This is a genomic window from Streptomyces sp. CC53 (genome assembly GCF_001865245.1).
Taxonomy (GTDB): domain Bacteria; phylum Actinomycetota; class Actinomycetes; order Streptomycetales; family Streptomycetaceae; genus Streptomyces.
Genome location: NZ_MKXB01000005.1, coordinates 18,744 through 38,060, shown reverse-complemented (window position 1 = coordinate 38,060; position 19,317 = coordinate 18,744). Strand labels below are relative to the sequence as shown.

At 73.4% G+C, this 19,317-nt stretch carries 18 protein-coding genes and 3 pseudogenes; 13 read left to right on the top strand and 8 right to left on the bottom strand.

Translation table 11 applies throughout. From position 1 onward, the window contains the following. Window positions 1-279 precede the first annotated feature (279 nt). Genes BJP40_RS36050 through BJP40_RS00465 form a run of 5 tightly spaced genes read left to right on the top strand, consistent with a single transcriptional unit; the run spans window position 280 to window position 6,612 of the window. The gene (locus BJP40_RS36050) at window positions 280-3,720 is read left to right on the top strand and encodes a nitrate- and nitrite sensing domain-containing protein (RefSeq protein WP_071277550.1); all 3,441 of its coding nucleotides are present in this window, start codon (window positions 280-282) and stop codon (window positions 3,718-3,720) included. Further along, on the top strand, window positions 3,717-4,241 hold the full coding sequence (locus BJP40_RS00480) for a roadblock/LC7 domain-containing protein (RefSeq protein WP_071266304.1): 525 nt from the start codon (window positions 3,717-3,719) through the stop codon (window positions 4,239-4,241). Before BJP40_RS36050 ends, BJP40_RS00480 begins: the two co-directional genes overlap by 4 nt. Continuing rightward, complete coding sequence (locus BJP40_RS00475; RefSeq protein ID WP_071277548.1) at window positions 4,238-4,663, top strand: DUF742 domain-containing protein; 426 nt, start codon at window positions 4,238-4,240, stop codon at window positions 4,661-4,663. Before BJP40_RS00480 ends, BJP40_RS00475 begins: the two co-directional genes overlap by 4 nt. Beyond that, a complete protein-coding gene (locus BJP40_RS00470) occupies window positions 4,644-5,312 on the top strand; it encodes an ATP/GTP-binding protein (RefSeq protein WP_071277546.1) in 669 nt (222 codons plus the stop codon). Before BJP40_RS00475 ends, BJP40_RS00470 begins: the two co-directional genes overlap by 20 nt. 58 nt (window positions 5,313-5,370) lie before the next feature. Next, the gene (locus BJP40_RS00465; protein ID WP_071277544.1) at window positions 5,371-6,612 is read left to right on the top strand and encodes a styrene monooxygenase/indole monooxygenase family protein; all 1,242 of its coding nucleotides are present in this window, start codon (window positions 5,371-5,373) and stop codon (window positions 6,610-6,612) included. 215 nt (window positions 6,613-6,827) lie between these two features. Here the strand turns inward: BJP40_RS00465 and BJP40_RS00460 are convergent, their stop codons facing one another. From BJP40_RS00460 to BJP40_RS00450, 3 genes are all read right to left on the bottom strand, one after another. Further along, window positions 6,828-7,664 carry a hypothetical protein gene (locus BJP40_RS00460; protein WP_071277543.1) on the bottom strand — a complete coding sequence of 279 codons (837 nt, stop codon included), beginning with the start codon at window positions 7,662-7,664 and terminating at the stop codon, window positions 6,828-6,830. 593 nt (window positions 7,665-8,257) lie between these two features. Further along, window positions 8,258-8,518: a hypothetical protein gene (locus BJP40_RS00455; RefSeq protein ID WP_071266308.1), complete on the bottom strand. Its 261-nt coding sequence runs from the start codon at window positions 8,516-8,518 to the stop codon at window positions 8,258-8,260. Window positions 8,519-8,529: 11 nt separating this feature from the next. After that, window positions 8,530-9,201, bottom strand: a complete 672-nt coding sequence (locus BJP40_RS00450; RefSeq protein ID WP_071277571.1) for a TetR family transcriptional regulator — start codon at window positions 9,199-9,201, stop codon at window positions 8,530-8,532. On the opposite strand from BJP40_RS00450, the pseudogene BJP40_RS31210 reads away from it, so the two are divergent. Together BJP40_RS31210 and BJP40_RS00445 are read left to right on the top strand one after the other, a co-directional pair. Then, window positions 9,101-9,559, top strand: a pseudogene (locus BJP40_RS31210) (recombinase family protein); the annotation flags it as partial. The gene BJP40_RS00450 and the pseudogene BJP40_RS31210 sit on opposite strands and share 101 nt — an antisense overlap. Window positions 9,560-9,626: 67 nt before the next feature. After that, a pseudogene (locus BJP40_RS00445) lies at window positions 9,627-9,911 on the top strand (hypothetical protein); the annotation flags it as partial. A 19-nt stretch (window positions 9,912-9,930) separates the two neighbouring features. Here the strand turns inward: BJP40_RS00445 and BJP40_RS00440 are convergent. Beyond that, window positions 9,931-10,314, bottom strand: coding sequence for a hypothetical protein (locus tag BJP40_RS00440; protein ID WP_256220574.1), 384 nt, complete (start codon window positions 10,312-10,314; stop codon window positions 9,931-9,933). A gap of 136 nt (window positions 10,315-10,450) precedes the next feature. Between BJP40_RS00440 and BJP40_RS32550 the strand changes: the two genes are divergently transcribed. The 6 genes and pseudogenes from BJP40_RS32550 to BJP40_RS31195 form a co-directional block, all read left to right on the top strand. Continuing rightward, window positions 10,451-11,053, top strand: coding sequence for a zinc ribbon domain-containing protein (locus tag BJP40_RS32550; protein ID WP_226962872.1), 603 nt, complete (start codon window positions 10,451-10,453; stop codon window positions 11,051-11,053). After that, window positions 11,049-11,300 carry a hypothetical protein gene (locus tag BJP40_RS35070; RefSeq protein ID WP_079170810.1) on the top strand — a complete coding sequence of 84 codons (252 nt, stop codon included), beginning with the start codon at window positions 11,049-11,051 and terminating at the stop codon, window positions 11,298-11,300. Before BJP40_RS32550 ends, BJP40_RS35070 begins: the two co-directional genes overlap by 5 nt. Further along, window positions 11,281-11,799: a DUF6879 family protein gene (locus BJP40_RS00435; protein ID WP_371258576.1), complete on the top strand. Its 519-nt coding sequence runs from the start codon at window positions 11,281-11,283 to the stop codon at window positions 11,797-11,799. Before BJP40_RS35070 ends, BJP40_RS00435 begins: the two co-directional genes overlap by 20 nt. 10 nt (window positions 11,800-11,809) lie before the next feature. Further along, window positions 11,810-12,658 (top strand): helix-turn-helix transcriptional regulator, encoded by an 849-nt coding sequence (locus tag BJP40_RS00430; RefSeq protein ID WP_071266292.1) that lies wholly within the window; start codon window positions 11,810-11,812, stop codon window positions 12,656-12,658. A gap of 639 nt (window positions 12,659-13,297) precedes the next feature. After that, on the top strand, window positions 13,298-13,432 hold the full coding sequence (locus BJP40_RS35065; protein ID WP_256220573.1) for a hypothetical protein: 135 nt from the start codon (window positions 13,298-13,300) through the stop codon (window positions 13,430-13,432). Window positions 13,433-13,509: 77 nt separating this feature from the next. Beyond that, window positions 13,510-14,070: pseudogene (locus BJP40_RS31195) on the top strand (methyltransferase domain-containing protein); the annotation flags it as partial. Window positions 14,071-14,325: 255 nt separating this feature from the next. On the opposite strand, the gene BJP40_RS00425 reads toward BJP40_RS31195, so the two are convergent. The 4 genes from BJP40_RS00425 to BJP40_RS00410 form a co-directional block, all read right to left on the bottom strand. Beyond that, the gene (locus tag BJP40_RS00425) at window positions 14,326-15,261 is read right to left on the bottom strand and encodes a diiron oxygenase (protein ID WP_071277541.1); all 936 of its coding nucleotides are present in this window, start codon (window positions 15,259-15,261) and stop codon (window positions 14,326-14,328) included. 379 nt (window positions 15,262-15,640) lie between these two features. Next, the gene (locus BJP40_RS00420) at window positions 15,641-16,150 is read right to left on the bottom strand and encodes a DUF3291 domain-containing protein (RefSeq protein ID WP_071277540.1); all 510 of its coding nucleotides are present in this window, start codon (window positions 16,148-16,150) and stop codon (window positions 15,641-15,643) included. Between the two features lie 28 nt (window positions 16,151-16,178). Beyond that, on the bottom strand, window positions 16,179-17,657 hold the full coding sequence (locus BJP40_RS00415; protein ID WP_071268544.1) for a penicillin-binding transpeptidase domain-containing protein: 1,479 nt from the start codon (window positions 17,655-17,657) through the stop codon (window positions 16,179-16,181). Then, window positions 17,654-19,198, bottom strand: coding sequence for an FtsW/RodA/SpoVE family cell cycle protein (locus BJP40_RS00410; RefSeq protein WP_079170809.1), 1,545 nt, complete (start codon window positions 19,196-19,198; stop codon window positions 17,654-17,656). Before BJP40_RS00410 ends, BJP40_RS00415 begins: the two co-directional genes overlap by 4 nt. Window positions 19,199-19,317 lie beyond the last annotated feature (119 nt).

The window sequence follows — 19,317 nt, the reverse complement described above, 5'->3', positions numbered from 1 at the left end:
CGGGACGCGTCACGCGCGGGTACGCGAGTTGTTCGCCAACTCATGAGTGTTGTTCACTCGTTCGGGTGGCGGAGTGGCCGATGGGTGCTCCCTTCCCAAAAGGGCTGGAATGGTCGGAAGCCGTGCTGGGGGTGGGGGCTCTATGTCCGTGACCGGTCGCCACCTCTGCTTCATGGGCTAACGAGTTCAAGAATGTGAGCACCGGTGCAGAAGCGCAGTGACACTCCCGGCGATCCCCATGTTCCGGGCGGGCGCAGCGTACGCGTACGCAGTCGACTGGTGGCCGGCGTCGCACTCGTCGGCGTCACCGTCGTCGGCGCCGGGGCCCCCGGTCTGCTCGCCACCTCCGCAGACCTGAACGAGTCGCAGGGGCTGGTCACGTTCGCCCAGCTCAACCGGCAGGCCGTCACCCTGGCCCACTCACTCGCGGACGAGCGGGACGAGGTCACCGAGTACGTCGCCGCCGGGCGCGGCGCCCCGCGCGACGAGAACCCCGACGACGCCGGCACCGAGGGCGGTACGAGCGACGCCGGCGCCGTGACCGGCACGGGCCAGGACCAGAGCCGCGGCGCCCCCGCAGCCGCGCCCCCCGCCGCCCACACCGCCCGCGTCGACCGCCAGATCGACGAGATCCGCGCCGCCGCTCCGGAGGACCTCCGCCGGGTCCTCGCCGGGATCCCCGAGCTCCGCCGCAGCGCCCTCACCGGCACCGGCACCGCCCTGGAGGTGCACCGCGCGTACACCGAGGTCATCGGCAAGCTCCAGGGGCTCGCTGCGGAGTTCGCCCACCGCACCCCGGCCCGCGCCGACACCACCGGGCGCGCCCCCGCCGAACTCGGCCAGGCCACCGAGCGCGCCTCCGCCACGCGCGGCCTGCTGCTCGCCGCCCTGGCCGTGCCCGGCACCGACGCCCCGGACCGCGTCGAGTTCGACCCCGTCACCGGCACCTACCGCACCCGCGAGGACCCGGCGGCGGCCGCCGCCGCCCGCACCCGCGACGCGCTCAGCTCCGCCGCGCACCTCACCCGGGTCCGCGAGCAGGTCGCCCTCGCCGAGTTCGCTCAGGAGGCCGACACCGCCGCGCGCGACTCGCTCACCGCGACGGTCACCGGCCCGGAGGTCACGGCCGCGGAGAAGTTCCTCGACGCCCTCACCGACCGGCCCGAGCTGTCGGAGAAGGAGCAGAGGACCGACCCGGAGAAGCTGGAGGCCGCCCTCACGGCCCGTGTCGAGCAGATGCGCGGCGTCGAGTCGGCCCTCGCCGCCGGCCGCGTCGAGAGCATGGAGCGGCTGCGCGACGCGGACGTCACGACCCTCGAACTGCGCATCGCCCTGCTCGGCGGGTGCCTGCTGGTCGCGATCGGCGTGTCCACGGCGGTCGCCCGCTCCCTCACCCGGCCGCTCGCCGTGCTGCGCCTCGGAGCCGCCCGGCTCGCGGCGTCCCCGGAGACCGAGGAACCGGTCCGCTTCACCGGCCGCAACGACGAGTTCGCCCAGGTCGTCCGCTCCCTGAACGCCCTCCACGGCAAGGTCGCGGCCCTCGCCGCCCGTGCCGGACACGCCGACGCCCCGGCCGCCGGGCAGGGAGCGCCGGCACGGCACGACGCGGCCGCGCCCGGCGGCGTGCCCGTGCGGGTGGACACCGCCGGGTCGGCAGCGGCCCCGCAGCCCGGGGCGGTGGCCGAGGAGCCCGCCACCGCACGGCAGGACGCGGCGGCAGCGGCCGCGCGGGAAGCCGAGCGTGAGCTGCTCACCGCGCAGCTCACCGCCCTGCGCGCCGAGGCACGCGCGGACACCGAGCGGCTCACCGCCGAGCTGGAGCGCCTGCGCCGCACCGCCGACGAGACGGCCGCGACCTCGGTCAACCTCTCCCTGCGGGCCCTCGGGCTCGTCGAGCGCCAGCTGACCGTGATCGAGGCGCTGGAGGAGCGCGAGCAGGACCCCGAGCGTCTCGCCGCCCTCTTCCAGCTCGACCACATGGCCACCGTCATGCGGAGGCACTGCGAGAACCTGCTCATCCTGTCCGGGCACGAGCACCGCCACGCCCACGAGTCCCCCGTGCCGCTGGTCGACGTCCTGCGGGCCGCGGTCAGCGAGATCGAGCACTACGGGCGGGTGGCCATCCAGTCCCTGCCCCCGCACACGTTCGTCGCGGGGGACGCGGCGGACGACCTCAGCCACCTGCTGGCCGAACTGCTGGAGAACGCCACCGCGTTCTCGCCGGAGGGCGCCCGAGTCCAGCTCTCCGCCTGGCTGCTGGAGGACGGCGACGTCATGCTGTCCGTGCGGGACAAGGGCGTCGGCATCCCCTCGGACCGCAGGTCGCTGCTGAACGCCCGCCTCGCCGAGCCGTCCGCCCCGGGCGACGCCGAGGACGACGGCGCCGACGGCGGCCTGGGCCTCCGGGTCGCCTCCCTGCTCGCCGCCCGCCACGACGTGCGCGTGGAGCTCCGCGAGGACGAGCAGGGCGGGGCGACGGCCCTGGTGGTCCTCCCTCGGCGGCTGCTCCCCGAGGCCGGGCCCCTGGCAGCCCCGCCCGCCGTCGCGTTCGCGGACGGCGCGCCCCTGCTGACGCTGCCCGGCACCATCGCCGAGGCGAACGGCAACACGCTGCCGGCCCGGTCGCGGACGGCCGCGACGGAGGGGCAGCCCACCGGCGGCGACGGCGAGGGGCAGAGCCCCGCGGTCACCACCGGCCCGGCCGCCGCCTCCCCGGCCGCCGCCTCCCCGGCCGCCGCCTCCCCGGCCGCCGCCGGGGCGGACCCGGTCGCGGAGCCCGCTCCCGCGCCGGAGACGGGGCAGTATCCGCACCCGGGCCCGGAGCCGCGCCAGGACGGGGGGCCGCAGCCTGGTGCCGACCCGCGCCAGGACGGCGGCCCGCACGGGGACGACGCGCCCCAGTCGGCAGCCGACCCGTCCGCGGACTCCCTGTCGGACCCGCAGCCCGAGCCGCACACAGCGTCCGCACCGGACCCGCAGACGGCCGGAGAGCCGCAGCCGCACCCCGAGTCGTCCGAGCAGCCGAGCGGCGCCACCCCGCTCGACGCCCCGGAGGCCCCCGCGGGGCCGGCGGGCACCCGCAGTGCCACCGGCCACGGTGCCTTCCGTGAGGCCCGCGACGCCCACGGCGGGGGCGAGGCCGCCGCCTTCACCGGAGTCCCGGCCTCCCCTCCTGCCGGCCACCTCGCGCCGTCGGACGCCCCCGCCACGGGCGACCCGGACGGCGCCGCGGCGGGGCACGGCCGCACGGCACGGCGCGAGCCCACCGGCCACGGTGACCACGCCGAGCCCGCCGAGCCCGCCGAGCAGACCGGGCACGCACCGCGCACACAGCCGACCGGGCCCGGGGAGTCCTCCTCGTCCGTCGCGGACGAGGACATCCCCGAGGCCCGTCAGACCCATGAGGCTCATGAGGCCACCCTCCAGGTGCGGTTGCCCGCCCCCGCCGAGGCGCACGAGCGGGCGGGCTTCCACCCCGGTCCCGACGGGGAACGCGTCACCGGCAAGGGGCTGCCCAAGCGGACGCCCCGGCAGGTGGACTCGCTGAGCCCGCGCCCCGAGCGCACCCGTGCGGTCGACGCCGAGGAACTGCGCCGCCGGCTCGGCGGATTCCAGCGGGGATCCGAGGACGGCCGGCGCGCCGCCCGCGCGGAGCTCACCGACGTGGCAGAAGAGAAGGCACCAGGAACGGGGGACACAGTCGAGGAGGCACGCAAGTGAGTGCGACGACCGGCACCGACGCCCACGGGGCGAGTACATCCACCGGCCTGAGCAGCGAGGCGCGCAACCTCCGCTGGCTGCTCGGCAACCTCGTGGACGAGGTACCGGGCATCCGCTCGGTCGCCGTCGTCTCCTCGGACGGGCTGCTCCTGCTCTCCTCCGACCCGGCGCCGCCCGCGCCCCCGCCGGCGACCGTGCCGCCGCAGCGGGCCCGGACCCCCCGTGGCTCCAGCGCCGACCTCGCCACCATCGTGTCCGGGCTCGCCAGCCTCACCATCGGCGCCGCCCACCTCATGGACGGCGGGGCGGTCAGGCAGACCATCGTGGCCATGGAGCAGAGCAGCGTCGTCGTCATGTCCGTCAGCGACGGCTCCCTGCTGGGCGTCCACACGGAACCCGACTGCGACATGGGTGCCGTCGCCTACCACATGGCGCTCTTCGTGGGGCGCGCCGGACACGTCCTCACCCCCGAACTCCGCAGCGAACTGCGCGAGTCGATGGAGCAGGAGGCCGACCGGTGACCTCGCTCTCCGCCTCCACCGCCGGGGCCGTGGCCGCCGGTCGCCTCCCCGTGCGGGGCGAGGGCCGCCGTGCGGCGCGCGTCCGCCCGTACTCGCTCACCGGCGGCCGTACCCGCTTCGGCCACGTCCTGCTCGTCGAGACGTTCGTCGCCGCCCAGGACGTCCCCGAACCCGCCGCCGCGTCTGCCGCCCCCCGCGCGCGGTCCATGCCCGAGATGCGGGCCATCGTCGAGGTGTGCCGCCGGATGCGGACCGTCGCCGAGATCTCCGCGCTGCTGAAGATGCCCCTCGGTGTCGTCCGGGTGCTCATCAGCGACCTCGCCGACCAGGGCAAGCTCCGTGTGTACGGGACCGGGCACGGCACCGGCCGGCCCGACCGCGCGCTGTTGGAAAGGGTGCTCAGTGGTCTTCGCCGTCTCTGATCCGCCGTCCGGTCCGCTCCCGCCCGAGGAGGAGCCGCTGTCCTGGCAGCTCGACCGCACCCGGGCACCGATAGCCACCAAGATCGTCGTCGCCGGCGGTTTCGGCGTGGGCAAGACCACGCTGGTCGGCGCGGTCTCCGAGATCACCCCGCTGCGCACCGAGGCGCTGATGACCCAGGCGGGCGCCGGCACGGACGACGCCTCCGCGACCCCGGACAAGGTCACGACCACCGTGGCCATGGACTTCGGGCGGATCACCCTCGACGACGACCTGGTGCTGTATGTCTTCGGTACCCCCGGTCAGCGGCGCTTCTGGTTCATGTGGGACGACCTGGTCCGGGGCGCGATCGGGGCGATCGTCCTCGTGGACACCCGGAGGCTCGCCGACTGCTTCCCGGCCCTCGACTACTTCGAGACCTGCGGGCTGCCGTACATCGTGGCCGTCAACCACTTCGAGGGCACGGAGCGGTTCGCACCGGAGGACGTGCGGGAGGCCCTCAGCGTCCCGGCCGACGTGCCGGTCGTGGTGATGGACGCCCGGGACCGCGGCTCGGTCGTCGGGACACTGCTGACGCTGGTGACCCGCGCGCGCGACACGACGCCCGAGGAGCAGCCGGCGGGGGCGACCGCGCCGGCGGACCGGCCGTAGCACCCGAACGCCCCGAGCACCACCGGCCGGAACGCCGAACGGAACCGAAGGAAGAGCGATGCGCAAGATACTCATCGTCGGCGCAGGCCAGTCCGGACTGCAGCTGGCCCTGGGGCTCCAGGCCCGCGGGTACGACATCACCCTGATGGCGAACCGCACCGCCGACGAGATCCGCTCCGGACGCGTCATGTCGACGCAGTGCATGTTCGATACCGCGCTCGGGCACGAGCGGGACCTCGGCATCAACTTCTGGGAGCCGCTGGCACCGCGCATCGAAGGACTGGGCGTGTCCGTCGCCGCACCCGACGGCGCCGGGCGCGCCGTCGACTGGCTGGGCCGCCTCGACGGGCACGCCCAGTCCGTCGACCAGCGCGTCAAGATGTCCGGCTGGCTCGACACCTTCGTGCAGCGCGGCGGCCAGCTCGTCGTCCACGGAGCCGCCCTCTCCGACCTGGACTACTTCTCCCGGCTGTACGACCTCGTCCTCGTCGCCGCGGGCAAGGGCGAGCTGGTGTCGCTGTTCGCGCGCGACGCGGACCGCTCCCCGTACCGCGAGCCGCAGCGCGCGCTGGCCGTGTCGTACGTGCACGGGCTCGGCCCCCGGCCCGAGCACCCGGACACCGAGGCGGTCCGCTGCAACGTGGTGCCCGGTGTGGGCGAGCTGTTCGTGATGCCGGCGCTCACGACCGGCGGACGCGCGGACATCCTGTTCTGGGAAGGCGTGCCCGGCGGGCCGCTCGACGTGTTCGACGGCGTCACGGACCCGGGTGAGCACCTCGCGCTCACGCTGGAGCTGATGGAACGATTCACCCCCTGGGAGTACGCGCGGGCGACCAACGTCGAACTGACCGACGCGGGCGCCACCCTCGCCGGGCGCTACGCCCCCACCGTGCGCGAGCCGGTCGGCCGGCTGCCCGGCGGCGGGGCCGTCCTCGGTGTCGGGGACGTGGTCGTCGCCAACGACCCGATCACCGGCCAGGGCGCCAACTCCGCGGCCAAGTGCGCCGCCGCGTACCTCGACGCGATCGTCGAGCACGGCGACCGGCCCTTCGACGAGCCGTGGATGCAGGCGACGTTCGACCGCTACTGGGAGACGGCCCGGCACGTCACCAAGTGGACCAACGCGATGCTCAGCCCCCTGCCGGAGCACGCCCTGCAACTGCTCGGCGCGGCCGGGCAGCTGCCACGGGTGGCGGACCGCTTCGCCAACGGCTTCAACGACCCGTCGGACTTCGAGCACTACTTCTACGACCCGGCCGCCACGGCCGCCTACCTGGAGTCGGTGGCGGCCGACGCCTGACGATGCCCGCCCCGGACGGCCGGGAGCGGCCCGTGCGGTGCGGCACGCCGCCGTTCCCGGGGGCCGCGCCGCCGGCCGGCGGAAGGCGACCGGAGGGCCCGTTCCTGAGCCCGGGCCCGATCCTGCCGGCTCGGGGGAGGTGCGAGGGCGTCGTCTCCGCGCTCGGGGCTGTCCCCACGGGCCCGGTTCCCGGGTCCGGTCGCGTCGCCGCCGGTTCAGGGGAGGCGCGAGGGCCCGGTTTCCGTAGCCGGGGCTGCCCCCGTGGGCTCCGTTCCTGAAGCCGGGCCCGCACCCGCCTGCGTGTCCGGCCCCGTGTCCCTGGCCGAGCCCGTCTCCTGACCCGCCCCCGCAGGCGGCGTGCCGAGGGGCGTGTCGGCGCGGGCCGCCTCCAGCTCCGCGAGGGCGGCCAGTTCGCCGGGCGGCAGCGCCGCCAGGATCCCCGCGGCCTCCAGCAGCCGGAGCCGGGCCGTGTCGCGGGCCTGGCGCTGCCGCGCCAGCAGCGTCCGCTGCCGGTCGAGGTCCTCGCGGGCCGCGCCCGCCAGGGCGTCCGCCCGCCGCTCCGCCCCCGCGGTGCGGGCCACCGCCGCGGCCTCCACCGCGGCCGCGCGCCGCAGCGTCCGCTCCCCGTCGAGAGCCGCCCGGGCGTCCCGGGCGAACAGCAGCCGCAGCGGCAGGGGCAGCTGGGGCGCCCTGCCCCGGTACTGGGCGCGGGCGAACCGCCCGGCCTCCGCGCGGGCCCGGGCCGCCGCGTCACGCGCCCCGGCCAGCTCGCGGGTCAGCCGGCGCGTGCGTGCGGCGAGCACCGTCAGCTCCTCCTCCGCGGCGTCGTACGTCTCCGTGGCCTGCTCCGCGTCCTGGTAGAGGCCCTGTAGCCGGGTCAGCAGGACCGCCACGCCCGGGGCGCCGGGGGCGGGTGGCGGCGCGGTCTCCGGCGGCTCCGGGGCGGGGGAGGCCAGGGGCGGCGGGTCCTCCACCGCGGCCGCCGGCGGTACGGGCACCAGGGCGGCGACCACGACCACCGCCGCCGCGACCGCCTTCGCACGGAACGCCATGCCGTCACCTCCGGGGCTCAGGGGGCACACCGGGATGATGGCGGTGTGCCCCACTGTCCGATCAGAGGCTCATCCGACGAATGGGCGCTTCGGCCCAACACCGTCACCGGTAAGGAGGACGACGGGACACCGCCGGAACCGGACAGGTCAGCGCCCGGTGCCGCCGGACGGGGACGGCTCCGTGCCGGGTGCCGTCGGGTGAGAACGCGCGGCCCGGTGCCGTCCTGAGGGGAGCGGGCCAGCGCCCGGTGCTGCGGGACGAGGGCGGCTCAGCGCCGGGCGCCGCCCGGCGGGGGCGCATCAACCCCCGGTGCCGCCGGGCGGGGCCGCAGCCGGCGGTCCCGCCCGGAACGGGCACGTGGTACCCCTCACGGGGCGCGCCCGGCACAGCGGGCGCGCGGGGGCCAGGCCCGGTGGGCGACGGCCCGCGCCGGGCCGACGCCTTCCTGCCGCGGACCGCCGCGGAAGGCGGTGTGACGCTCGCGGCCGCGGCGGGGCGCCCCGGGCGGACCGCCGGGCGGCCGTGGCCCGCGGGGGAGGCGACCCGCTGCGGGGAGGGCCCCGCCAGGGGGACCCGGGGCGGGCCGTTCGGGTCACTTCGACCAGGGCCACGTGAGGGTCCGGCGTTCGCGGCCTGCGGGCTCGTACGTGTACTTCCAGCCGCGCTGGAGCCCGAGGCGCCGGGTGTGGCCCGCCGGGACGCGGCGGTACGCGTACACGGTGGGCGGGCCGCCGTCCTCGTCGGGGACGGGGACCTCGTACCACTTGGGCGGGTGGCCGGTCATTCCGGTCAGGACCGGCAGGACGCGCCCGTCCAGCGGGCCGCCGTGGAAGGGGGTGTTCTCGCTGTGCACGAGCACCAGTGTCACAGCAGGTGGCCGGCCCCGCCCACGACGGGCAGCACGCGGCGGGCCAGGGTGCCGACCGGCCCGTCCGGCGCCTCCAGTGCCAGCAGGCCGCGCAGCACCCCCGCGGTCTGCGGGTCGGTCGCGGCGGTCGCGGCGAGCAGCGCCACCAGATGGTCCACGAGCCAGGCGCGCAGCTCCCCGGCCGGCGGGTTCTTGCCCTCGTCGAGCCAGATGAGCGAGGCGGCCTCGACGGACGCGATCCAGGTGCGCACCATCATGCGCAGCCGCGGCCCCGGCTCGGGGACGTCCAGGTGGACGAGGATCTGCTCGGCGGCGGCCCGCCGCACCTCGTCGACGATCGCCGTCGTCCGGGAGGTCTCGGCGACGCTGCCGCCCCGCAGCAGCGCGCTGAACCCGGCGTCGTGCTCGTCGACGAACGCGAGGTAGCGGTCGAGGACGCGGGTGAGCCGGCCGGTGGGCGGGCCCGCGGACGGCTCCGCGAAACAGCGCTCCAGCCGGTCCGCGGCCGACCGCAGGGCGGCCTCGTACAGCTGCTGCTTGCCGCCGGGGTACTCCCATAAGACGCACATGCGTGCGGAACGGGAGCTAGGCAAGATGACCAGCGTGTTTACCAGCGAGTATGACGGTTGCGGGCGGTGTTTCGTCGGCTCGCGCCGACTGAGCCGCAAGACGGATGCGACCAGCAGTCCAGAGAAGCAGTTGAACCAGGTGCTCGCGGCTGTCACGGCGGTCGGTGGGCACGTGATCGCCTGGGTGGACGACTTCGAGGTGTCGGGCGCCACCGACCCGATGACCCGGGCCGGCTTCGGGCCGTGGCTGCGGGGGGAGATGGGGCCGTACGACGGGATCGCCGGTTCCGCCGTGGACCGCATCGGACGGAACGCCCGGGACGTGCTGAACACCGCCTACGCCAACCACGCGGCCGGGCGGCTTCTGGTGACCGCCGATCACGTCGGGCTGTGGGACTTGAGCGATCAGAACCAGGAGAACGAACTCCTGCTCAAGTCCATGGGTGCGCAGATGGAGCACCGGGCGATCAAGAAGCGGAATCAGGATGAGACGATCCGCGCGCGGAACAACGGCGAACCGAAGCATCTGCGACAACTACTCCCCGCATCTGACCACCAAACGCTGCCAGCGGGTCGGGACCTGGGCCGCGGCGAACAATGTGGAGATCGCCTACACCCCGACCAACAGCTCCTGGCTCAACCGGATCGAGGCCCAGTTCACCGCCCTGCGCTATTTCGCCCTCGTCGGCACCGACCACCCCAGCCACAAGGCCCAGGGCAGCATGATCCGCCGCTACATCATCTGGCGGAACAAGAACGCCGCCGACAAGCGCCTCAAAGCCCTCGTGAGCAGGGCGAACGCCGCCTGACCCGCTACGGCAGGCGGCATCACCACAGGCGCAGGAAGCTCCGCACGTCGTCATAGCCGTCGACGGCGCGGCCGTCCACGTCCGTCGGCTCTGCCTCAGCCCGCGCCGCCAGCGACTCCGCCAGGGCCAGGGCTTCATCGCTGAGACGGCCGAAGCGTCGAGCGGTGTGTCCCAGGCACAGGCCGGCCAGCCCCAGCAGCGGACTCCCCGGCACAGCCCGCGTCCCGACCTGCACGCACCAGAACTCGACGAAGTCCGCGTCGTCGTCGTTCAACGACGTCCCGACCAGAACTCCCGCCGCCTCGCCCTCTGTGGAGCGGTCACGAAGAGCCCGCTCCAACGTCTCAACCACCACCGCGTGAGACAGCGCAGGTGGGTTCTCGAAGCTCAGATGAGACTGCACCCCGCGAGACTACGCGGGATGCGTTCAAGAGGCGCCTGCCGCCGCCCCACCCCGCGAGACGGGGCGAACGTTGCCTGATGCGGCACTAGCTGACGAACTGTGGGACCGGGCCACTCGTGACGCCCTGATCGAGAAGGTGAAGCCGAAGCGGAGCGGCAACTGCGCGCCGAAGGGGGTCAATCGGCTCTCTGGCCGTGCGTGGTGCGGAAACTGCGGAGAACGGCTGTACGTGGTGGGGCGGGGAACGAGATGCAAGACCCCCGGCTACGGGTGCACTGCGCGGGTGCGCGGCATCCCGTCGTCCGCGCGCTGCAAGCCCGCGCCGTCGATCGCGATTCACATGCTGGATCAGCATGTCGAGGACTGGCGACTCGGTGGCAGCGCATCCGGCGCGCGTTCCTGTACCGGCATCCGTGGTGCTTGTTGTGTGGTCGTCCCGCGACCGTCGTGGTCCGCTTTCCGGAGTCGCGTCGCTCGCTGGTCGCACGTGGCGTGTCCGATCCTGACGCGTTCTCTCGGCTGCGTCCGCTCTGTGCGACGTGTCATAACCGCGAGACCGCGCAGCGGCAACCGGGTGGATGGGCTGCCGAGCGGGTCAAGCCTCGCCGCTGGTGACGCCGACCAGGGGGGGTACTCCCCTCCCTCCCGCCGAAAGATCGGCAGGGAGAAAATAAACTCGCATGGCTCATTTGGGCGTTTCTGTGGAGAGTCATGCGCTGATCAATTGACCACCCATTGAAGGATCTTCCAACACCCCGGACGACGGCTCGCCCACGATCTGGCTGGACGACACCACCGGTGACCTGATCATCCAGTCATGGAAGGCTGACGAGGAGACGATCCGGCAGGCGCAGGAAGTCGGCTCGGTACCGGGTCACTCAACGGACGTTCCGGACCACGAGACCGTGATCCGGCTCCCTGCCAACATGCTCCAGTTCATTCCCCGTCCGGACAGTGAGGACAACAGTGGCAACAGCGGTACGTGAATGCCTCGCCAAGGCGCAGCGCTCGGCGATGCACCTTGAGATGCGGGACAGCTACATGCGGGATGACCCGGAGTTCATCCGTTGGCAGGAAGGGCACCGGTACGACCCGGCAGACCGCGAATCGTGGTGGCGGTCGTGGCTGGACGTGGTGGCCGAGACGACCGGGCGTGGTGTCGTCATGCGCCGTCTGCGTGTGGTCTCGGAGCCGCTGAGCGACTACGTCCGGTACGAGTACGACGGCACCTTTACGAACGTCGCAGCCGGCGAGGACGTCCGTTGGCTGCCTCGCTCGCGGGCGCGTGATCTGCTGCTCCCCGCGTTGGACGGGTGGGTCATGGATGAGGAAACCGTGATCCTCCACCACTTCAGTGGCGAGGGTCAGTGGACGGGTGCGCGCATGGAAGTCGTGCACGATCCGACGTTGGCCGGGCAGTACGTCAGTGCGTATGAGGCAGCGTGGGAGCGCGCGATTCCTCACGCGGAGTACCGGCCCGCCTGATCACGAACCCATGGCTGTCTCCGCATCTTCCAGTGCCCAGCAGGCCCGGCAGGCTCTCGCGAAACGTCTCGCGGATCTCTGCCGGGATGCCGGGCTGACCGGTCTCGACCTGGCCGAGCGCTGCGGGTGGAGCCGGTCCAAGTCGTCCCGGATCATGAACGCCAAGACACCCCCGTCCGCTGACGACATTCGGGCCTGGTGTCAGGCGTGCGGTGCCGAGGATCAGGCCGAGGACCTGATTGCCTCGCTGCGGACCGCTGAGGGCATGTGGGTCAACTGGCGCCGCATGGAGCGGGCCGGGCTCAAGCAGGCGCAGGAAGCGCGCTTGCCGCTGTATCAGCGGACCCGCCGTTTCCGGTCCTACTCGTCGTGGCTCGTGCCCGGCATGATCCAGACGCAGCCATACACCACGGCAGCGCTCCAAGCGATCCAGCGACGGCGCGGCCTGGTGGACGATGTGGCCGACGCGGTAGCCGCTCGCATGGAACGTCAGCGGGTGCTGTACGAAGGCGACCGGCGGTTTGCCTTCCTCGTTGAAGAGTCCGTGTTGCGAGCCGGAATCGGTGGCGCCGAGGTCATGTCCGGACAGCTTGGTCACCTCATCTCGATCGCCTCACTTCCCAATGTCAGCCTGGGAGTTGTGCCCATGCGGCCCGATCGGGAGCGCTGGCCGGCTGAGGGGTTCTGGATCTACGACACCGCCCAAGTCAACGTCGAATTGATCTCCGGCTACCTCACGATCACACAGCCCAGCGAGGTGGCCATGTATGCCGAGACGTTCGCCGAACTGGCGGCGCTGGCCGTCTATGGGGCCGCCGCTCGTGCGCTGATCACATCGGCACTGGACGCCCTCGGGTAACTCGCGTGCAACCTCGTGCAATCGCATGGGAGTTGAGCTTCCTTTCTCCTTAGCGTGGTCGTCGTCGGACCACGTGAGGGGACACCAGCGGTGGGGAGTACGACCAGAGACACGGACGCCCGCAGGGACGAGTACGCGACGTACGCGCCCGAGGGGGTGACCTGCCCCGAGTGAAACCAGCCGATCGGGGTGCTTGAGCCCTGCCGCCGGGGATCGGTGGAACGGCAGTCGGGACCGCCCGCCGTGGTCTACCGGCACAGCAAGTGCGCCAAGCCGTACCGGAAAGACTGATGACCCCTGTGCGGCTCCGGAGGTGTCCTGTGCGGCCGCTACCGGCCCCGGAGCCGGTGAGCCTCCTCGACAGCCCTGACAGCCCGTACAGGGACTCTCCCGAGGGCTGGTGGACGGAGTACGGCGGGGCTCAAGATCCCCGATCCGGGGTCGTGTACTTCCCGCCGGGCGCCACGCCGCCGGAGTTCTCCGGCGAGGACGAGTAGGCCTGAAGACTCCCCGGGCACACCTCCGCGATTCAGGGCGGTGCGCTCGGGTGCACCACGCCCGTCCGGTGCGGCCCCTGTGGGGACGTGATGCCACCGGGCGGGTTTCCGAGATCCGTACGTAACCAAGAGAGGGAACACCATGGGATGGGGAACGGGTGAGGGCGGCAGCGGAGGCAACGGGCAGCACTCCGGGGGGAAGGACCCGGGCACGTCCAAGCCGTCGTCCGACACCGCCAAGCCGAAGGACCCGCCGAAGCACAAGAAGGAAGACTGACGCAGGTGACGACACCGAAGTTCGCCGCGTCCGAGCGAATCGCCCTGCGCGGTCTGCTCGGCGCGGTGAACGACGACATGGACGCGCCGGTGACGCCCGAGTGGGAGCGTGCGGCGTGGAACGTTCCCCGCTCCGCGTTCGTCCCCGAGCGCGTGTTTCTGGGTGACGACCTGGAGCCGTGCAACCGGGCGGACGCCCCGGAAACGTGGCTTCGCGCCGTCTACGCCAACGATTCCGTCGTGACGCAGATCAACGACGGCGAGGACCCCGACGACGGCGAGCGGTGGGCGTCATCATCCGCGAGCGCCCCGAGCATCGTGTTCCGGATGCTGCACATGCTCGACGTTCACGAGGGACACAGGGTCCTGGAGATCGGCACCGGAACCGGGTGGAACGCGGGTCTCCTGGCCCATGTCGCCGGCCCGGGGAACGTGACGACCGTGGAAGTCGACCCCGTGTTGGCCGGGGAAGCCGGGGAGCGTCTGCGGAAGGAGGGTGTCACCGCTGCCGTGGTGACTGGGGACGGGGCCGAGGGGTACCCGGACAACGCGCCGTATGACCGGCTCGTGGCGACGTGCTCCGTACGGTCCGTCCCGCGTCCGTGGGTCGACCAGGTGAAGCCCGGGGGCGTCATCCTCACCCCGTGGGAAAGTCCATGGGTCTGCTACGGGCTGCTCCGCATGACCGTGGACGACAGCGGAAGCGCGTCGGGTCCGTTCTCGCCGCACTCCGCGTTCATGCTCATGAGGAACCAGCGCACCGACCTCCGGATCTACCGGGACGTGGTGCGCGAGGACCACCCCGTGGCGGCACTCGTCATACGGGCAGCCTCACTCCGCCCTCCCGGCCCCGGCCCGCCCCGGCGGGCGCCGTCCCGGCCGGTCCCGGGGCGGCTACGCCAGCAGGCCCGAGTTCTTCCACATGCGGCGGCCAGGGCCGCGCAGGACGCCGATGTCGTCGAGGAAGTCCGTGAGCCGCTTCGCACCGGTCTGCATGACCTCCCTGCGGTGGCCGCTGGCCCTGACCTGGGCGACGGCCTCGCGGCGGTCCAGGCCCACGTTCTCGTACACCTGCGGGTTGATGAAGCACACCGAGAAGACCTTCGCGGCCTGGCCGCAGCTCAGCCGGGTGAACTCCTGCTCCCAGCGCGGCGCCGTCACCATCTGGCGGCGCAGCTCCTCGCGGGCGTACCGGACGTGCCGGGCCTCCTCCACCACGTGGATGCGGGTCACGCCCCGCACCAGCTGCTGGACCCGCTCGTCGGGGAACGTCAGCCGCTGCATCCAGTCGAGGATCTCCTCGCCCAGCAGGGTCGCCGCGAACGAACCCGGGGTGGTGGACACCGTCTTCAGGACGCGGGCCATGTTGTGGTAGAGCCGCGGCACCGGGTACGCCGGGGCGCCGCCCCGCTGGATCATGCGCGCGAACATCATCGAGTGGCGGCACTCGTCGGCGATCTCGGTGAGCGCGTAGCGGACGTGGTTGCTGGTCACCGACTTGTCGTAGATGTGCCGGACGAGCAGCTGCATGAGGATGATCTCGAACCAGATGCCCAGGGAGGCCAGGGAGGCCGCCTCGTGCCGGGCCAGGTCCATGCGCTGCTCCTCGGACATCCTGCGCCACAGCGGGGTGTCGTAGAGCGAGACGAGCTCCGGGGGCCAGAACCACTTGCCCTCCTCGAAGGGGGCGTCCCAGTCCAGTTCCTCGTCGGGGTCGAAGGAGTGCTTCGCGGAGGACTCCAGCAGCCGTGCGGCGACCTGTTCGCGGTCCCGCAGCGGGCCCAGCGCGTCGCGCAGCAGACGCAGATCGGGTTCGGACACGGTCGTCATGGGTGCGGCCACCTCACGTTCGGGACGTTCGGGACGTGTCGGGTGCGGGGCCCCGAGGCTTCACCCTTATGAGACTCGGTGTCAGCAAGCCCGTCAATCCCTCCGGCAGGACTTGTTGACGATGAGTCTCATAAGCGGCCGGTTGCGCCCGGTGCCCCGGCCGCGCCCCCGCCGCCGGCCTTCCCGCACAGCGGCCCCGACCCGCCCGACGCGCCCCCCCCGCGCCTCGCGGAGCGGGGCACCGTGCCCGCAGCCGGGGGCGACGCACGCCGCTTGGACCGGCAGCGCCCGCCGCCCGCGGGAGGGACGGCCGCCTTCCCGCGACCCGCGGCCCGCGGCAGGAGGCGGCCGTCAGGCTCCAGGGCCGGGGGACCGGTCGTCAGCCGGCGTCGGGCGCGTGCACCGCCTCGGGCTGCCGCGGCTGCGGCAGAGCGGCCCCAGGCGGGAAGCTCCTGCGCAGGTCGAAGGCGTACGGGGTCGGCCCGTGGGCCCGCAGGTGCAGCAGCCGCTCCTCGGCCTCCGCCACCGTCGGGCGGTGGCCCGACTCGACCCACCACAGCGTGGTCATGGCCTCCTTGACCCGCTCGAAGAACTCGTGGCGGCGGGACAGCATCTCGCGGTGCAGCCCCTGGTACATGAAGGCGGTCAGGGCGTTCGGGTCCCGCCACACGGACATGTTGACGATCAGCCACTCGTCACCGAAGGCGTAGACGTCCGTGGAGTTGCCCTCGTCGTTCTTCAGCCGCCACACGAAACCGTCCGCCGCCTCGGCGATCGCGTTCACGGGGTCGAGCGCGTCCACGAAGTCCTTCAACTCCGGGCCGTCCAGAGGGTGTTTCAGTCGGGCTATGTTCACCTGGGCCAGTTCGAAAGCGGTGTCGAGTGTCATGGGGCGCACCTTAGGCACCCCCGCCCGCTCAGGCGCGGTCTTTTCCGTCCAGTGAGATGGCCGCCTCCATCACCGAGCGGGCGATGGGCGCCGCGCTGCCGCCGCCGCTGATCTCCTCCCGGCGGGCGGAGGCGTCCTCCACGACCACCGCCACCGCCACCGCGGGCCGGGCCGCGCCCTCGGCCCGCGCCCAGCCGATGAACCAGGCGTACGGGGTGCCGTGGTTGCCCACGCCGTGCTGTGCGGTGCCGGTCTTGCCGCCGACCTCCGCGCCCTCGATGGCCGCGTTGCCGCCCGAGCCCCGCTCCACCACGTCCACCATCAGCTTCCGCAGCCGCAGCGCCGTCGACGGTGTCATCGCCCGGCCGTAGCTGCGCCGCATGGTCTGGCGGACCAGGCCGCCCGCCGCCGTCGTGGTGGAGTCGACGAGGTACGGGTGCGCCAGGTCGCCGCCGTTCGCGACGGCCGCCGCGACCATCGCCATCTGGAGCGGCGTCGCCGTCGTGTCGTACTGGCCGATGGAGGACAGCGCCAGCTGGTCGGGGGACATGCCGGTGTCGACGTTGGAGCGCGCCACGCGGGAGGGGATCCGCAGGTCCGGGTCGTTGAAGCCGAACGACCGGGCCGTCTCCAGCATCTTCCGCTCGCCCGTCCGCACCCCCAGCGCCGCCATCACCGTGTTGCACGACCAGCGGACGGCGTAGGCGAGGGACGCGTCCGCGCAGCCCGTGGCGGCGTTCGGCAGCGCCGTCCGGGTGCCCGGCAGCACGTACGGCTCCGGGACGCCCGTCGGCGCGTCCACGTCGGTGACGACGCCCGCGTCCAGCGCCGCCGCGGCCGTCACGATCTTGAAGGTGGAGCCCGGGGGGTACGTCTCGTGCAGCGCCCGGTTCAGCATGGGGCGGGTCGCCGCCGTGTTGAGCCGCGCCCAGGCCGTGGCGGCTTCGCTTCCCGTGCCGGACAGCAGGCCCGGCTCGTACGAGGGGCTCGACACCAGCGCCAGGACGCGTCCGCTCGACGGCTCGACGGCCGCGACCGCCCCCCGGCGGCCCGCGAGGCCGCGGAACGCCGCCTGCTGGAGTGCGCCCCTGATCGTGGTGGACACGTTGCCGGCGGGGCGGCGGGTGGTGCGGCTGACGTCGCTCCACAGCGGCAGCGGGGCGAGCAGCGGACTGGTGCCGGACAGCAGGGCGTCCTCGGCGTCCTCGATCAGCGTCGTTCCGTACGTCTGGGACGCGTAGCCGGTGACCGGCGCGTACAGCGGGCCGTCGGTGTAGGTGCGTTCGTAGCGGAGGATCTCGCCGGTGTCCTTGGAGCCGGTGACCGGCTGCCCGTCGACGAGGATGTTGCCGCGCGGCGCCGCGTACCGGGCCAGCACGGGGCGGCGGTTGCCCGGGTTCCCGTCCAGCCGGTCCGCCTCGAAGACCTGCACGCGGGCCGCGTTGACCAGCAGCGCGATCAGAAGGACGAGGCAGAGGGCGGCGGCGCGCCGGATGCATCTGGTCAACGGGCTTCCTCCCGCGGTACGGCTGCGTCCGGAGGCGCGGCCCCGGCGCCGGCGGCCCGGGCGGCGGGGCCGCCGCGGGTGCCGGTGCCGGCCTCCGGTCCGGTGTCGGCGTGCGTGGGGGCGTGCGGGCCGGCGGGGGCACCGCTGCCGGTGTCCGCCGGCGGGGCGTCGGCGTCGGTGAGGGTGGCCGGACCCGGGGTGAGCGGGCCGCCACGCGGGTCGCGGGCGGAGTCGCTGAGCCGGATCAGCAACGCCACCATGATCCAGTTCGTGACCACGGACGAACCGCCCTGCGCCAGGAACGGCATCGCCATCCCCGTCAGGGGGATCAGCCCCATCACCCCGCCCGCGATGACGAAGACCTGGAGCGCCAGGATCGAGGCGAGCCCGATCGCCAGCAGCCGCCCGAACGGGTCCCGCAGCGCGAGCCCCGAGCGGTAGCCGCGGGCCACCAGCAGCGCGTACAGCAGGAAGAGCGCCGTCAGCCCGGCGAGCCCCAGCTCCTCGCCCGCCGTCGCCAGGATGAAGTCCGACTTCGCGGCGAAGCCGATGAGCGACGAGTGCCCGAGCCCCAGCCCGGACCCGAACATCCCGCCCGCGGCGAACGCGAACAGCGACTGGGCGAGCTGCCCCGGACCCTGGCCCGCCTCGATCGACGCGAACGGGTGCAGCCAGTCCTCCACCCGGCTGTTGACGTGCGGCTCCAGGGACCCGACGGCGTACGCCCCGGCCGCGGCCAGCAGCAGGCCGAGCGCGATCCAGCCGGTCCGCCCGGTCGCCACGTACAGCATGATCACGAAGAGCCCGAAGAACAGCAGCGAGGTCCCCAGGTCCCGTTCGAGCACGAGCACGCCGACGCTGGTCAGCCACACCGCGACGACCGGCGCCAGCACCCGGCCGGGCGGCAGCCGCGTGCCGAGGAGACCGCGGCCCCGGCGGCGCGCGAGCACCGAGCCGTTCGCCGCCAGGTACGCCGCGAAGAACACCGCCAGCAGGATCTTCGCGAACTCGCCCGGCTGGAAGGACAGGCCGCCCACCCGGACCCAGATCCGCGCGCCGTTCACGGCGGGGAAGAAGATCGGCAGGATGAGCAGGGCCAGCGCGGCGGCCACCGACACGTACGCGTACCGCCGCAGCAGCCGGTGGTCCCGCAGGCACACCACGACCACCGCGAACAGCGCCACACCGAGCGCCGACCAGACGAGCTGCGTGGGAGCCGCCCGGTCGGCGGGGGTCTCCAGGTCGAGGCGGTAGATGAGGACCAGGCCGAGGCCGTTGAGGAGCACCGCGATGGGCAGCAGCAGCGGGTCGGCGTACGGGGCGCACAGGCGCACCGCCAGGTGCGCGAGCAGCGCCAGCAGTCCGAGCCCGGTGCCGTACCCGGCGACGTCGGGCGGCACGGCGCCGCTGTGGGCGAGGCCGACGTCGGCGTAGCCGAGCACCGAGCACAGGACGGCGCAGACGAGGAGGGACAGCTCCACTCCGCGCCGCTTGGCGAGCGGCACCGGCGGAGGGGGAGGGTCCGATGCCGCTGCGGTCATGCACGGCAACGTAGCAAGATATGTGAAGTATGTCCTTTATGGCGGTGCGGGGTCCGCTCACGTGGCGTGCGGTCCCGGCGGACGGCCCCGCCGCAGTGCCGATGCCCCGTCAGGCCGCG

What these genes read in the sequence shown, in the direction of transcription:
- BJP40_RS00465 (WP_071277544.1), top strand. Translation starts at nt 5,371, where the DNA reads ATGCGCAAGATACTCATCGTCGGCGCAGGCCAGTCCGGACTGCAGCTG.
- BJP40_RS00460 (WP_071277543.1), bottom strand. Translation starts at nt 7,664, where the DNA reads ATGGCGTTCCGTGCGAAGGCGGTCGCGGCGGCGGTGGTCGTGGTCGCC.
- BJP40_RS00430 (WP_071266292.1), top strand. Translation starts at nt 11,810, where the DNA reads ATGGCTGTCTCCGCATCTTCCAGTGCCCAGCAGGCCCGGCAGGCTCTC.
- BJP40_RS35065 (WP_256220573.1), top strand. Translation starts at nt 13,298, where the DNA reads ATGGGATGGGGAACGGGTGAGGGCGGCAGCGGAGGCAACGGGCAGCAC.
- BJP40_RS00425 (WP_071277541.1), bottom strand. Translation starts at nt 15,261, where the DNA reads ATGACGACCGTGTCCGAACCCGATCTGCGTCTGCTGCGCGACGCGCTG.
- BJP40_RS00420 (WP_071277540.1), bottom strand. Translation starts at nt 16,150, where the DNA reads ATGACACTCGACACCGCTTTCGAACTGGCCCAGGTGAACATAGCCCGA.
- BJP40_RS00410 (WP_079170809.1), bottom strand. Translation starts at nt 19,198, where the DNA reads ATGACCGCAGCGGCATCGGACCCTCCCCCTCCGCCGGTGCCGCTCGCC.